Origin of the sequence: Streptomyces sp. MBT65, assembly GCF_016612545.1 — a bacterium.
In the GTDB taxonomy this organism is placed as follows: domain Bacteria; phylum Actinomycetota; class Actinomycetes; order Streptomycetales; family Streptomycetaceae; genus Streptomyces.
The window spans coordinates 1-13,022 of the sequence record NZ_JAENRY010000088.1; the positions used below are offsets into that span (position 1 = coordinate 1).

Consider the following 13,022-nt stretch of genomic DNA (forward strand, 5'->3'; position numbering starts at 1 on the left):
TCCCCGAGGTCCCCGAGGTCCCTGAGATGCCTGAGATTCCCGAGCAGGTCGAGGACGCGGCGGAAGAAGCCGACGGCGGCGGCAACCGACGCCGAGGCGGAACCGCCCCCTCCGGTGAAGCCGTCGCCGTACCGTCTCCTGAGACCGGCCTTGGTGCCGCTGGAAGGGATCGCCGCGCCGCACCCCGAGTCGGCCCGGCTCGGTCGGTGAAGGGACGGCACCGGGCACCCACCGACTCGGGGCCGCACAAGGTGCCGGCCGTCGCGCAACTCCGCGAAGCCGAGGCCGCGTTGGGCGCCATGACAGACGCCACCGGGCCGCCGCGGGAGGCCGTCACCTCTGCGCACCGGGTGGCGGACCGGGTCCTGGACGACCCGCTGTACCCGATTCAGACGACCCGCTGCACCCGATTCATACGCAGGCGGCGGCCGGGACGGCGCAGGAGAACCCTCGACGGAGCGGCTGAGCCGTAGACCTCACCTCCCGCCCCGTGGCTTGCCTCGGGTCCGGGGACCACGACCAGGGTGTCCCACCGGTGCGACCGAGAGGTCGCGTGCGGGACCGTGGCAGCAGATGGCGGCTCCGCAGTGTGAACGCAGGGGCCGGACCCTGGACGGCAGGAGTGATCGCGATGGCGAAAGTTCTTTTCGTACTGACCGGAGCCACGTACTGGGTGCTCAAGGACGGCACCAGGTACGCGACCGGGTACTGGGCCGAGGAGTTCGCGGCCCCGTACAAGCTGATCACGGAGGCGGGTCACGACGTCGTGGTCGCGACACCGAACGGCGTGACACCGAACGTCGACATGATGAGCCTGCGCCCCTCCATGACGGGCGGTGAGCAGGGCGCCCTCGAACTGGAGGAGATCATCCGGTCCGCGGAGGTGATGCGGCGACCGCTCCAGTTGTCGGACGTCCGTGTCGAGGACTACGACGCGGTGTACCTGCCCGGCGGCCACGGCCCGATGGCGGACCTGGCATGGGACGCCGACGTGGGCCGGATCCTGACCGCGCAGCTCGCCTCGGGAAGGCCGCTCGCGATCGTGTGTCACGGTCCCTCCGCGATCCTCGCCACGAGGATCCACGGTGTGTCGCCCTTCAAGGGCTACCGGATGACGTGCTTCACCAACGACGAGGAGGAAGGCGTCGGCCTGGCCTCCAGGGTGACGTGGCTGCTGGAGACGGAGCTGAAGGACAAGATCGGCGTCGAGTTCAGCCGTGGCGAGATCTGGAAGCCGTACATGGTGGAGGACCGCAACCTCATCACCGGGCAGAACCCCGACTCGGCCGCGGTCCTCGGTGAGCGGCTGCTGGAGTTGCTGAAGTAGCGCTCTCGCGCATGACTGGTCCCTGAGCGAGAGGCGGTGTCTCCCACATAGGAGGAAGCCGGTCGTGGCGCCCAGGACGACCGGCGGTCGAACCTGATCGAGGCCGCCCTCCCGCGGGCGGCACCCGGCACACCCAGAGGCAGGACGGTACACATGATCAACAGGCGAGCCCTAGGCAAGACCATCGGAGCCGGGACCGCGGCCGCGTCCCTGACCGGTTGGCTCAGCTCGTCCCCCGCGTCCGCCGCCCCCGCCGCGGCGGAGGCCTCAACTGCCGGGCAGGCGAAGGGCCGTACGTCCTTCGACTCGCTGAAGCAGGTCAGAGCCGGTGAGTTGACCATCGGTTACGCCGAAGTCGGCCCGGCGAAGGGCCCGGTGGTCGTCCTGCTGCACGGATGGCCGTACGACATCCACAGTTATGTGGACGTCGCGCCCCTGCTGGCCGCCGAGGGGTACCGGGTGATCGTGCCCTACCTGCGGGGCTACGGCACCACCACGTTCCGGTCGGCGAAGGCCTTCCGCAACGGCCAGCAGGCGGTGGTGGCGCTGGACATCATCGCCCTGATGGACGCCCTGCGGATCGAGAAGGCGCTGCTCGGCGGCTTCGACTGGGGAGCGCGGACGGCCGACATCATCGCGGCGCTGTGGCCGGGGCGCTGCAAGGCGCTGGTGTCGGTCACCGGCTACCTCATCACCAACCGGGAGAAGAACAAGCAACCGCTGCCCCCGGCGGCCGAGTTGGCGTGGTGGTACCAGTACTACTTCGCCACCGAGCGCGGTGAGCTGGGCCTGACCCGGTACGGGCACGACTTCGCCAAGCTGATCTGGCGCAACGTCTCCCCGACCTGGCAGTTCGACGACGCCACCTTCGACCGTACCGCGAAGGCCTTCGAGAACCCGGACTACGTCGGCATCGTGATCCACAACTACCGCTGGCGCCTCGGCCTCGCCGCGGGGGACCCCCGCTACGACGGCATCGAGGCCAGGCTCGCGGCCGGCCCGGCCATCGCCGTCCCCACGATCACCCTCGACGGTGCGCTGGACCCCTTCACCCCGGCGGGCGACGGGAGCGCGTACCGGGGAAAGTTCACCGGCCCGTACGACCACCGTGCCCTCGACGGCATCGGGCACAACGTGCCCCAGGAGGCGCCGGAGGCGTTCGCCCGTGCGGTCCTGGACGCCGACCGGCTCTGACCCGCGTGCCAGGGGGACTCCCTGGCGCGAACCGGGGCGGTGGCGGCCAAGCTGGTGGAGTCTGAAGTTCGTCCGAGGACGGAGGTACATCCCATGGACATGAAGCTCGAAGTCGTCGTGGTGCCGGTCGGGGACGTGGACCGGGCCAAGGACTTCTACACGGCGCTGGGCTGGCGGCTCGATGCCGATGTCGCGACCGGTGAGGACTTCCGGGTGGTGCAGGTGACCCCGCCGGGTTCCCCGGCCTCGGTCATCTTCGGCACCTCGGTCACATCCCAGACACCGGGCTCCGCCCAGGGTCTGCATCTGGTCGTGGACGACATCGCCGCCGCCCGCGACGAACTCAAGCGGCTCGGCGCGGACCCGAGCGATGTGTTCCACGACGAGGGCGGCGTCTTCCACCATGCCGGGACCGACGGCCGGGTGCCCGGTCCGGACCCGCAGCGCACCAGCTACGGCTCGTTCGTGTCGTTCGCCGACCCGGACGGCAACGGCTGGATCCTCCAGGAGATCACCACCCGGCTCCCGGGCCGCGTGGACCCGGCGGCCACGACGTTCGCCTCGGCCGAGGATCTGGCGGGCGCACTGCGCCGCGCCGCCGCCGCGCACGGCGAGCACGAGGCGCGCATCGGTGCGGAGGACCCGGACTGGCCCGACTGGTACGCGCGGTACATGGTGAGCGAGCAGGCAGGTACCGAGTTGCCGTCCTGAGCAGGCGTCCGTCCGGGCGGCGGCGCCGGGTCGAGCGCGAGGTGGGCAACGACCTCGGTGCCGCGTCGTCCCCGAAGGGAGGAAGCGGCCCTCGACGCGATTCCGGTCCGCGCCGGTGACCAGACGTGGCAGCCGCAGGCGAGGAGGACACGGATGAGCCACGACCACGACTACGACGTCATCGTGATGGGCGGGGGATCGCCCGGCGAGCACTGCGCCGGGGCCCTGGCCGACGGCGGCCTGCGGGTCGCGCTGGTGGAGCGTGAACTGGTCGGCGGGGAGTGCTCGTACTGGGCGTGCATCCCGTCGAAGACGTTGCTGCGCCCGGGCGAGGCCGTGCACGGTGCCCGAGAGGCGGCGGCGAGCGCCCAGGTCGACGTCGAACAGGCCCTGGCCTGGCGGGACTTCATGGTGTCGGACTACTCCGACGCCGGACAGGAACGCTGGCTGGCCGACAACGGCATCGATCTGCTGCGCGGCACCGGCCGCCTGGCCGGACCGGGTGTCGTGGAGGTGGCCGGAGGCCGGCACACCGCCGAGCACGTCGTCGTGGCCACCGGGGCGGCACCGGTCATGCCGCCGGTTCCGGGCCTGGCCGAGCTGGCCGGCGTGTGGACCAACCGTGAGGTGACGGGCATGAAGGCGGTCCCGCGCCGGCTGATCGTGCTCGGCGCCGGTCCGGTCGGGGTGGAGATGGCCCAGGCCGTACGCCGTCTCGGCGGCGAGGTGGTCCTCACGGCCCACGGCCGGACCGTCCTGCCCCGCGAGCCCCGGCCGCTGGGCGAGGCGCTCGGCGAGGTGCTGCGCCGCGACGGGGTCGAGCTGGTCCTCGGGCAGGGTACGGTCGCGGCCCGGCGCGAGGGCGAGGACTACGTCCTGACGCTCGACGACGGACAGGAACTGCACGGCGACCACCTCCTCGTGGCCACCGGACGACGCCCGCGCGTCGACGACATCGGCCTGGACACGGTAGGGGTGAAGGCCGACGAGCACGGCATTCCCGTCGACGCGCGTCTGCGTGCCGCCGAGCGGCTGTGGGTCGTCGGCGACGCCACCGGACTCTGGATGCTCACCCACGTCGGCAAGTACCAGGGCGAGGTCGTCGCGGCCAACATCCTCGGCGAACCCCGCGAGGCCGACTACACCGCCGTACCCCGCGTGGTCTACACCGATCCGCAGGCCGCGTCGGTGGGCGCGGGCGAGGCACGGTTCAGCGCCACCGTCCCGATCTCCGGGGTGGCCAAGACCGCGGCCTACACCCGTGCCTACGCCGACGCCAACGGGTTCCTCACGCTGCTCAGCGACGGCCGGGTGATCACCGGCGCACATGCCCTCGGCCCGGAGGCGGGGGAGTGGCTGCAACAGGCGACCCTCGCCGTCCGCGCCCGCATCCCGCTGGACGTACTGCGGGACACGATCCAGCCGTTCCCCACGTTCTCGGAGATCTACGTCGCCGCACTCAAGGACCTGCACGATCAGATCCGGGACGCGGACGGGAAGGCGTCGACGTGACGCGCTACCGCACGCTGAAGGTCGACGACCTCGAGATCTTCTACCGCGAGGCCGGCCCGCCCGACGCGCCCGTCCTGCTGCTCCTGCACGGCTTCCCAGGTCGGGGTCGTAACGGTCGGTCGCGGCGTCGTCGCCCAGCTGTCATCCGCGGGTGGCGGTCAGGGACAGGAGGTTCTCCCGCAGCTCCGGCTCGTGGGGGCCACGATCGGCCCAGAAGGCGCGTCGTGTCGGCCAGGTGGTCGAAGGTGTACGCGAACTCGCAAGGCGCGGGAGCGTCGCTGTGGCCGAACCCCGGGTAGTCGGGTGCGATCAGGCGCCACCGGTCGGCCAGGCGATCGAGGAGGGGTTCGTACATCCGCGCGCCTTCCTGAACCGGCCGGCGCAGGAGGCCGAGGCGTACCGGGCGGACCTGCCCGGCGCCGGGGTGTGTCTGCTCGACGGCGGCCTCTTCGTCCTTGACACCTGCGCCGACGAGGCCGCCCGGCGGATCCGGGCCTTCCTGACCTGAAGTTCTCCGTCAGTGGCTTGACCCGCCGCATGCGGCGGGACCACGAAGAGTGGTTTTACCCCGCCAGGATTCAGACCGCGGTGCCACCCCTGTAGCGTGCTGTAGGGGGCAGACCGCGACGAAGGCGGGCAACCGTGGCCCATGTGGAGCACAGCTCACGGGACGGGGCAAAGGTCGGCCTGCTCGGCAGACGGACCGAGTGCGCCCTGCTCGACCGGATGATCAGCGCGGCCCGCACCGGGGAGAGCAGCACGCTCGTGGTCCACGGCCCACCCGGTGTCGGAAAATCCGCCCTCCTCGACTACGCCACCCGGGCGGCGACCGACCTGCGCGTTCTGCACGCCGTCGGCATCGAATCCGAGATGGAGCTCGCGTTCGCCACCCTGCACCAGGTGTGCGTGCCGCTGCTGGAACGTCTGAAGAACCTTCCCCAGCCGCAGTGCGCCGCACTGGAGACGGTGTTCGGGATACGCGCGGGACCCCCGCCCGATCGGTTCCTGGTCGGAACAGCGGTCCTCGGCCTCCTCTCGGAAGCCTCCGAGAAGCACCCGCTGCTCTGTCTGGTCGACGACGCGCAGTGGATGGACCGGGTCTCGGCGCAGATCCTGGGCTTCGTCGCCCGCCGGCTGCCGGCGGAGTCGGTCGCCCTGATCTTCGGAGCCCGCGAGGGACCTCAGGACCTGCTCGGACTGCCGGAGCTGGAGATCTCCGGGCTGGGCACCACCGACGCCCACACCCTGCTCGACTCGGTCACCCACACCCGGCTCGACCAGGACATCCGCGACCGCCTGGTCGCGGAGACCAAGGGCAATCCCCTGGCACTCCTCGAACTGCCCCGCGGGTTGACCGTCACCCAACTCGCCGGAGGATTCGGCCTCTTGACCGGTGACACACGGCCGGGCCTTGTCGAGCAGGGCTTCCTGAGCCGGATCGAGGCCCTCCCGGACGAGACCCGGCAGCTCCTGCTGATCGCCGCCGCGGAACCGGTCGGCGACCCCGGCCTGGTGTGGGCGGCGGCCGACCGGCTCGGCCTGACACCGCGGACGGCTCTCGCCGGCGGCACGGACGGGCTGGCGTCGTTCGACATCCGCGTCACGTTCCGCCACCCGCTCGTACGGTCGGCCGTGTACCGGTCGGCGACGGAGGAGGACCGCCGGGCCGTGCACCTCGCCCTCGCGGAGGCCACCGACCCGCAGGCCGACCCGGACCGACGTGCCTGGCACCTCGCGTCCGCCACCGCGGGCCCCGACGAGTCCGTCGCCGCCGAGCTCGAACGCTCCGCCGACCGCGCGCAGGCGCGCGGCGGCCTGGCCGCCGCGGCCGCGTTCCTGCAACGGTCCCTGGCACTCACCGGCGACACCTCACGGCGCGCCGAACGCGCTGTGGCGGCGGCGGACATCAGCCTCCGGGCCGGCGATCTCGATGCCGCCCACCGGTTCGTCGACATCGCGGACCAGTACGCCCGGAGCGAGTTCCACCGCGCCCGGACCCAACTCGTACGCAGCCACCTCACGTTCGCCGCCCGCCTCAACCAGGAGGCGCCACCGCTGCTGCTGACCGCCGCACAGCGACTGGAGCCCTTCGACGAGGGCCTCGCACGCGAGACCTATCTGATCGCGTGGGGCACCTCGGCACTGGTCGCCGCGGACGCGGACAGCCTGCTGGCGGTCTCCCGGGCGATGAGAGCACTTCCGGCGACGACCGGAACCCCCCAGGCCCTCGACCTCGTGATCGAGGCCTGCGCGCTGCTCGGCACCGAGGGCCGCGCCGCCGCCGTCCCCGCGCTCCGGCGGGCGGTCACGGCGCTCGCGGATCTTCCCGCGTCCGACGTCCTGAAGTGGGGCTGGGTGGCCAACGGTCTCAGTGCGGCCGCCTGGGACGACCGGGCCATGCGCAGCATGTACGGCAGGGCCGTCGAGGTGGTGCGCACCGCGGGTGCTCTGAGCGAACTCCCTTTCTGTCTCGCGTCGTTGGGCCTGGCGACCACCTGGACCGGGGACTTCACCGCTGCCGCGTCGATCGTCGAGGAGGCGGACGTCGTCGCCGCGGCGACCGGCATCCCCCTGGCGCCGCACGTCGAACTGCGGCTCAGCGCACTGCGGGGCCGTGGCGCCGAAGCCGAGGCGCTCATCGCCACCACGATCGAACAAGCCGGTGCGAGCGGCCAGTTGACGGGAGTCGCCGCCGCCCACTGGGCCGCCGCCGTCCTCTACAACGGCCTCGCCCGCTACGACCAGGCCATGCCGGCAGCCAAGATCGGCAGTCGGATCGCCGAACTGTGGGTCTCCGCCTGGGTGTTGCCCGAACTCGTCGAGGCGGCGGCGCGCATCGGCGAGGACGAGGTCGCCCGTGACGCGCTCGAACGGCTCACGGAGGCCGCGGGGCCGTGCGACACCGACTGGGCGCAGGGAATCCTGGCCCGCTGCCGTGCCCTGCTCAGCACCGGGGCACCCGCGGACCGACTCCACCGCCGGGCGATCGAGCGGCTGGGCCGGACACCACTGCGCCCCGAACTGGCGCGGGCACACCTGCTGTACGGCGAGTGGCTGCGCCGTGACCGGCAGCGCAGCGATGCACGGGGCCATCTCCGTACGGCCTACGAGATGTTCGCGTCGATCGGCATGGAGGCGTTCGCCGAACGAGCCCGTCGCGAACTGCTCGCCACGGGGGAGACCGCTCGCAAGCGCACGATCGAGGCCTCGTCGAGCGACGAACTGACCCCGCAGGAGAAGCAGATCGCGTCGCTCGTGCAGGACGGCTTCTCCAACCCGGAGGTCGGATCCCGTCTGTTCCTGAGCCCGCGAACGGTCGAGTGGCATCTGCGGAAGATCTTCACCAAGCTGTCGATCACCTCCCGCAGACAGCTCCGCGACGTCCTGCCCCGCGCCGGGTACGAGGCCACATCGGAGTAGGAGTCAGGGCTCAGGGGATGAGCTGCTGGCCGCCGTCGATGTCGTAGGTCGCCCCGGTGAGTGCCGTGTTGGTCATCAGATGCAGCGCGAGCGAGGCCACGTCCGACGGGCCCACGACCCGCCGAATCGGCAGCGCGGTGCGCAACTCCGCGCGGCGACGCTCCAGTTCGTCGCCGAGCAGGCGGGCGGACAGCGGGGTGTCGACGAACCCGGCGGCGATGGCGTTGACCCGGACCGGGGCGATCTCGAGGGCGGCATTGGCCGTGACGGCGGGCAGAGCCGCCGCCGCGATGGCCGCGACACTCAGACCTGGGCCGGGGCGGCGGGCATGCGTGCCGGTGATGTACGTCAGTGATCCGCCCGGGCGGACGTATGTCGCGCACTCCCGTGCGACGCGCAGTGATCCCAGCAGATGCTCGTCGAGGACGTTTCGCGCCAGGTCGAAGTCCATGTCGACGATCGGAGCGTAGATCGGTCCGCCACCGGCGACGAGGACGTGGTCGACCGGAGCGGGCAGCTCCGTGAAGAACCGGTGCAGCCCCGCGGCGTCCCCCAGGTCGAGCCTCGTGGCCGACGCGTCCAGCTCGTCACGCGCGACGGCGAGCCGTGTCTCGTCGCGCCCGCTGATGACGATCTGCGCGCCGGCCGCGTGCGCCTGGCGCGCCGTCTCCAACCCGATGCCGGAGGTGCCGCCGATGACGACGACGGTGCTTCCTGAGAGATCGTTCACGGCGTACTCCGTCGTGTCGATGGTCGACGTGATGGCGATGTCGGTCGGGCGGTCGAGTCGTCGGCAACGCCGGGTTCCCCGGACGCTCGCCGGGTCGCCGGGGTGGCGGGTCGGCGACACCGTCTCGACGGTGAGCCGGTCGGTGTGCGGCGGGGAGCGCGGCATGTCCGACATCTGCCCGGTTCGCTCGGCCTGCCACAGGCCGGGATTCCGCCCGGAACCCGGGTCTTCATCGTGGTCAGGTACTCCATGTCGGTCCTTCTCACCCATGTTCCCGTCCAGGATCGGTCGGCCGGGCGGCTGCTCGCGCCCGTGGTCCTCCCTGGCCCGCGGCCGGCCAGGGGGTCGCCCGTCCCCTGCCGCTCGTCCCGGGACGGACCAGTGAGTTCCCCGGGCGCGAGGGCCCCGACGCTGATGGACAGTGGAAGAAGATCTGCTCACCGTCCCGCGAGCCGCAGCGCCAAGGCGACGAAGACGGCACTGCGTGACCCCCTCGTGGCCGATCGAGGGAATCGGAATCGCCATGTCCAACCACTTCAGTGCGGCCTATCTCAAGTTTCCCGGCGACGACGCGCGCCTGGACCTGACCGACCTGTACGCCTTCCCGGCGTCCGGCGACTCCGGCAGAACGGTGTTGATCATCGATGTGAACCCGTTCACGACGGGTCTGAGCGCGACCCCGCCCTTCCTGATGAGTGCGGAACTGAACCCGGACGCGGTGTACCGGATCAACATCGACAACGACGGCGACAACCAGGCCGACGCCGCCTTCTCGTTCGTGTTCACGGAGGCGAGCGGCGGTGGGCAGACGGGCACGGTGTTCTACGCGGTCGGCGCCGACGCCCGCAGCGCCGAGCCGAGCGGTGAGGTGCTCGCGAGTGCCGTACCGGTCGGCTTCGACGCATCCGCGCGGCCCGTGCGCGCGGGCCGCTGCCGACTGTTCACCGGCGTACGGAGCGATCCGTTCTTCGCCGACGCCGAGGGCGCCCTGCACGGTTTCGAGTGGACGGGAGAGGACGCCTTCGCCGGCAAGGACGTGCAGTGCATCGCGCTGGAGGTGCCCGACGACATGCTCGGCCCGGAACCGGTGATCCACCTGTGGGCGACGGTCGGCGTGCGCCGCGACGGCACGCTCGTGCAGGTGGACCGGGGCGGGCACCCGACGATCAATCCGTTCATCAATCCCGATTACGCCAAGGACGCGTACAACACCGGGCATCCGGCGGACGACGTGGCGACGTATCTGGAACCGTGGACGAAAATCCTTGAGGGGAACGGCTATCCGTCCGCCGAGGCGCGTGCGGCGGCCGCCACCGTCCTGCCGGACCTCCTGCACTACGACCGCGGGCTACCGGCCGCCTATCCCAACGGGCGGGCTCTCACCGATGACGTCTTCATCGCCCGGATGGCCTTCCTGACCAACGGAAAGGTCGCCGAGGGCGGGGTGCCGTCGCATGACGACCTGCTGGCCGAGTTCCCGCACCTGGGGCCTCCGCACAGGTAGTCGTGCCCCACCCGAGCGAGACCGGCCGGCAAGGGCCGTCCGCGCCGCACCACCCGGAGGGCCGTCATGGACATCCCCGTGAAGAAGGTCGCCGTCATCACCGGCGCCTCGCAGGGCATCGGCGCCGGCCTGGTCGAGGCGTACCGGAAGCTCGGCCACCGCGTCGTCGCGACCTCGCGCGGCATCTCCCCGTCCGAGGACCCGGACGTCGTGACGGTCCGGGGCGACATCGCCGATCCGGCCACGGCCGAGCGCGTGGCCGACGCGGCGATCGAACGGTTCGGCCGGATCGACACCCTCGTCAACAACGCGGGCCTCTACCTCGCCAAACCGTTCACCGACTACTCCCGGGAGGAGTACGAGGCGGTCATCGGCGTCAACCTGACGGGCTTCTTCCACATCACCCAGCTTGCCGTCCGGCAGATGCTGCGTCAGGGCACCGGTCACATCGTCCAGATCAGCACCAGCCTCGCCGACCACGCCAACTCCAGGATCCCCGCGCTGCTGGCCTCCCTCACCAAGGGCGGGCTGCAGTCCGCCACCAAGGCGCTGGCGATCGAGTACGCCTCCCGGGGCATCCGCAGCAACGCGGTCGCGCTCGGCGTCATCCGGACCCCCATGCACCCAGAGACATCCGCGAGTCTCGCCGCGCTGCACCCGCTCGGGCGGATGGGCGAGGTCACCGATGTCGTCGACGCGATCGTCTTCCTGGAGAACGCGACCTTCGTCACCGGCGAGATCCTCCGTGTGGACGGCGGGCAGAGTGCCGGACGGTGAACTCCCGGCGGTGGTGGGCTTTGTGAGCAGTAGTGGTGAAGTATCGATTCGGCTAACACCTATCCGGGTTGTGCAGGAAATGTGTGAAAGCCGTGATTGAATCATGCACAACTCGGCCAGGTGGCCAGATCTCGACCGCTCGGTTCCCCGTGTCCTGTCGTTGACCAGCAGGATGTCCGCGCGCTCACGCAGGTCAGTCCGCCCGGCCGAGCCGGTACGAACGTGCGGTAGGGGCGGGAGTGGTCGATCCGCGCGCGCCCCTGCCGTAGCGCATCCTGTGTCGCCGCGCCTTCCCGACCGGAGGCCAGGACACCGGCCCGTGCCCGGCATGGCCCGCGACTGTCCGCGGCCCGCCGGACGGGAACGTGCGTCACGTCAGCGTGCCGGCACACCGCGACTGCGCTGCCGCTCGTCGGCACGTACGTGAAGGGAACCGCGCATGACCGTCACAGCCACCGCCGCTACCGTTTCCGATTTCTACTACGGCGCGGTGACCCCCGTCGCCGCCTATCTGATGGCGTGCCTGGGAGCGGCCCTCGGGCTGCGCTGCACGACCCGTTCGCTGCGTCGTCCGCAACACAGAGCCCGCTGGCTGGCGCTGGGCGCCGTCTCGATCGGCTGCGGCATCTGGACCATGCACTTCATCGCGATGATCGGCTTCAGCGTCGAGGGCGCGCTGGTCAACTACGACACCACGAAGACGATCCTGAGCCTCTTCGTGGCGATCGCGGTGGTCGCGATAGGGGTCTTCCTCGTCGGCTACCGCGGCGGATCCCCGCTGAACCTGGGCGTGGCTGGCACGGTCACCGGGCTCGGTGTCGCGGCCATGCACTACCTCGGCATGGCCGCCATCCACACGAACGGCAGCCTCCACTACGACATGCCGACCGTGGTCCTCTCCATCGTGATCGCGGTCGCCGCCGCCACCGCGGCGCTGTGGGCGGCGGTCTCCATCCACGCGCTGTGGGCGAGCCTCGGCGCGAGCCTGGTGATGGGCGTGGCCGTGACCGGTATGCACTACACCGGCATGGCCGCGGTCTCCGTGCACCTCACGAACCTGGCCGGGTCCTCGCAGTCGTCGGCCGACCTGGTCGCGTTCCTCCTGGTCATGCTCGCGGGTCCGCTCGTCGTTCTCCTGGTCGCCGCCGTGATCGTCATGTTCGACCCGGACATGATGATCGGCGAGGCCGAGACGACGATGCTGGAGCCCGTGACCGCCCCGCTGTTCGGCGGCGACTCCGTCTTCCCGCCGAAGCAGCCGGCCCAGTCCGCCCAGTCGACCCAGCCGTCCCAGGGCCATACCTCCTGGTGACCTGACCTGACCTGACCTGACGTGACCTGACATCCGCGTGCGGGTGTCAGGTCACGTTAGCAGGCGATCTGTCCGTGGCAGACCCCGTCTGGGATGCTGAGGACCAGGCTCGACAGGGGGGCGGACTGTGTATTCGGAACCTATGGCGCGAGCCGTTGTGGAACCAGCGGTCCTCGAGTTGGTACGGCAGTACCCCCGTGGCAGGTCGTTCTCCACGACCGTCACCTTCGGCGGGGACGACTTCAGCATGTGCGCCCACGTACGGGCGCGGTGGGCGGCACCAGGGCAGGTGAAGATCGCGCTGGCCTGTTGGGTCGTCAACAAGGACACCGCGCGCTACCTCGGTGACAACCCTCCTGCCGAGGAGGAGATGCGCCTGCCACCGGACGGCACGGCGGAGTGGGACGAGGAGCTGACCAGCCGGGTGATCGGCCATCTCGCAGCTCGTATGGACGCTCTTGCCACCCCGCTGCCGACCACCGACGAACACCTCACCATCACCGTGCCGTTCGTCCTGACGTAGGCATGGGCGGAT

Annotated in this window: 13 protein-coding genes; 10 read left to right on the forward strand and 3 right to left on the reverse strand. The window is 70.9% G+C overall.

All coding sequences use genetic code 11. From position 1 onward, the window contains the following. On the reverse strand, positions 1-221 hold a 221-nt coding region (locus JHN63_RS52840), incomplete at its 3' end, for a hypothetical protein (RefSeq protein ID WP_234477468.1). Positions 222-631: 410 nt separating this feature from the next. Between JHN63_RS52840 and JHN63_RS20960 the strand changes: the two genes are divergently transcribed. The 4 genes from JHN63_RS20960 to JHN63_RS20975 all read left to right on the forward strand — a co-directional run bounded on the left by JHN63_RS20960 (position 632) and on the right by JHN63_RS20975 (position 4,744). After that, positions 632-1,327 (forward strand): type 1 glutamine amidotransferase domain-containing protein, encoded by a 696-nt coding sequence (locus JHN63_RS20960; protein ID WP_200682644.1) that lies wholly within the window; start codon positions 632-634, stop codon positions 1,325-1,327. Between the two features lie 153 nt (positions 1,328-1,480). Continuing rightward, positions 1,481-2,521 carry an alpha/beta fold hydrolase gene (locus tag JHN63_RS20965; protein WP_200682645.1) on the forward strand — a complete coding sequence of 347 codons (1,041 nt, stop codon included), beginning with the start codon at positions 1,481-1,483 and terminating at the stop codon, positions 2,519-2,521. A gap of 93 nt (positions 2,522-2,614) precedes the next feature. Beyond that, positions 2,615-3,232, forward strand: coding sequence for a VOC family protein (locus JHN63_RS20970; RefSeq protein WP_200682646.1), 618 nt, complete (start codon positions 2,615-2,617; stop codon positions 3,230-3,232). A gap of 153 nt (positions 3,233-3,385) precedes the next feature. After that, on the forward strand, positions 3,386-4,744 hold the full coding sequence (locus JHN63_RS20975) for an NAD(P)/FAD-dependent oxidoreductase (protein ID WP_200682647.1): 1,359 nt from the start codon (positions 3,386-3,388) through the stop codon (positions 4,742-4,744). Between the two features lie 40 nt (positions 4,745-4,784). On the opposite strand, the gene JHN63_RS54730 is transcribed toward JHN63_RS20975, so the two are convergent. Next, complete coding sequence (locus JHN63_RS54730) at positions 4,785-5,099, reverse strand: alpha/beta fold hydrolase (RefSeq protein ID WP_374222933.1); 315 nt, start codon at positions 5,097-5,099, stop codon at positions 4,785-4,787. Here JHN63_RS54730 and JHN63_RS20980 point away from each other — a divergent pair. Then, complete coding sequence (locus JHN63_RS20980) at positions 5,025-5,252, forward strand: hypothetical protein (protein WP_200682648.1); 228 nt, start codon at positions 5,025-5,027, stop codon at positions 5,250-5,252. The genes JHN63_RS54730 and JHN63_RS20980 overlap by 75 nt on opposite strands. Before the next feature lie 134 nt (positions 5,253-5,386). Then, on the forward strand, positions 5,387-8,164 hold the full coding sequence (locus JHN63_RS20985; protein WP_307781938.1) for an AAA family ATPase: 2,778 nt from the start codon (positions 5,387-5,389) through the stop codon (positions 8,162-8,164). A 10-nt stretch (positions 8,165-8,174) separates the two neighbouring features. On the opposite strand, the gene JHN63_RS20990 is transcribed toward JHN63_RS20985, so the two are convergent. Further along, positions 8,175-9,059: an SDR family oxidoreductase gene (locus tag JHN63_RS20990; RefSeq protein WP_200682649.1), complete on the reverse strand. Its 885-nt coding sequence runs from the start codon at positions 9,057-9,059 to the stop codon at positions 8,175-8,177. Between the two features lie 358 nt (positions 9,060-9,417). On the opposite strand from JHN63_RS20990, the gene JHN63_RS20995 reads away from it, so the two are divergent. The 4 genes from JHN63_RS20995 to JHN63_RS21010 all read left to right on the forward strand — a co-directional run bounded on the left by JHN63_RS20995 (position 9,418) and on the right by JHN63_RS21010 (position 13,010). Next, complete coding sequence (locus JHN63_RS20995) at positions 9,418-10,398, forward strand: DUF4331 family protein (protein ID WP_200682650.1); 981 nt, start codon at positions 9,418-9,420, stop codon at positions 10,396-10,398. A gap of 66 nt (positions 10,399-10,464) precedes the next feature. Further along, on the forward strand, positions 10,465-11,175 hold the full coding sequence (locus JHN63_RS21000; protein WP_200682651.1) for an SDR family NAD(P)-dependent oxidoreductase: 711 nt from the start codon (positions 10,465-10,467) through the stop codon (positions 11,173-11,175). 439 nt (positions 11,176-11,614) lie between these two features. Continuing rightward, positions 11,615-12,487 carry an MHYT domain-containing protein gene (locus JHN63_RS21005; protein ID WP_200682652.1) on the forward strand — a complete coding sequence of 291 codons (873 nt, stop codon included), beginning with the start codon at positions 11,615-11,617 and terminating at the stop codon, positions 12,485-12,487. A gap of 142 nt (positions 12,488-12,629) precedes the next feature. Continuing rightward, positions 12,630-13,010: a hypothetical protein gene (locus JHN63_RS21010; protein WP_200682653.1), complete on the forward strand. Its 381-nt coding sequence runs from the start codon at positions 12,630-12,632 to the stop codon at positions 13,008-13,010. Positions 13,011-13,022 lie beyond the last annotated feature (12 nt).

Excerpts from the sequence above, each read along its gene's own strand:
- JHN63_RS20960 (WP_200682644.1), top strand. The coding sequence starts at position 632 with ATGGCGAAAGTTCTTTTCGTACTGACCGGAGCCACGTACTGGGTGCTC.
- JHN63_RS20965 (WP_200682645.1), top strand. The coding sequence starts at position 1,481 with ATGATCAACAGGCGAGCCCTAGGCAAGACCATCGGAGCCGGGACCGCG.
- JHN63_RS20970 (WP_200682646.1), top strand. The coding sequence starts at position 2,615 with ATGGACATGAAGCTCGAAGTCGTCGTGGTGCCGGTCGGGGACGTGGAC.
- JHN63_RS20975 (WP_200682647.1), top strand. The coding sequence starts at position 3,386 with ATGAGCCACGACCACGACTACGACGTCATCGTGATGGGCGGGGGATCG.
- JHN63_RS54730 (WP_374222933.1), bottom strand. The coding sequence starts at position 5,099 with ATGTACGAACCCCTCCTCGATCGCCTGGCCGACCGGTGGCGCCTGATC.
- JHN63_RS20990 (WP_200682649.1), bottom strand. The coding sequence starts at position 9,059 with ATGCCGCGCTCCCCGCCGCACACCGACCGGCTCACCGTCGAGACGGTG.
- JHN63_RS20995 (WP_200682650.1), top strand. The coding sequence starts at position 9,418 with ATGTCCAACCACTTCAGTGCGGCCTATCTCAAGTTTCCCGGCGACGAC.
- JHN63_RS21000 (WP_200682651.1), top strand. The coding sequence starts at position 10,465 with ATGGACATCCCCGTGAAGAAGGTCGCCGTCATCACCGGCGCCTCGCAG.
- JHN63_RS21005 (WP_200682652.1), top strand. The coding sequence starts at position 11,615 with ATGACCGTCACAGCCACCGCCGCTACCGTTTCCGATTTCTACTACGGC.
- JHN63_RS21010 (WP_200682653.1), top strand. The coding sequence starts at position 12,630 with ATGGCGCGAGCCGTTGTGGAACCAGCGGTCCTCGAGTTGGTACGGCAG.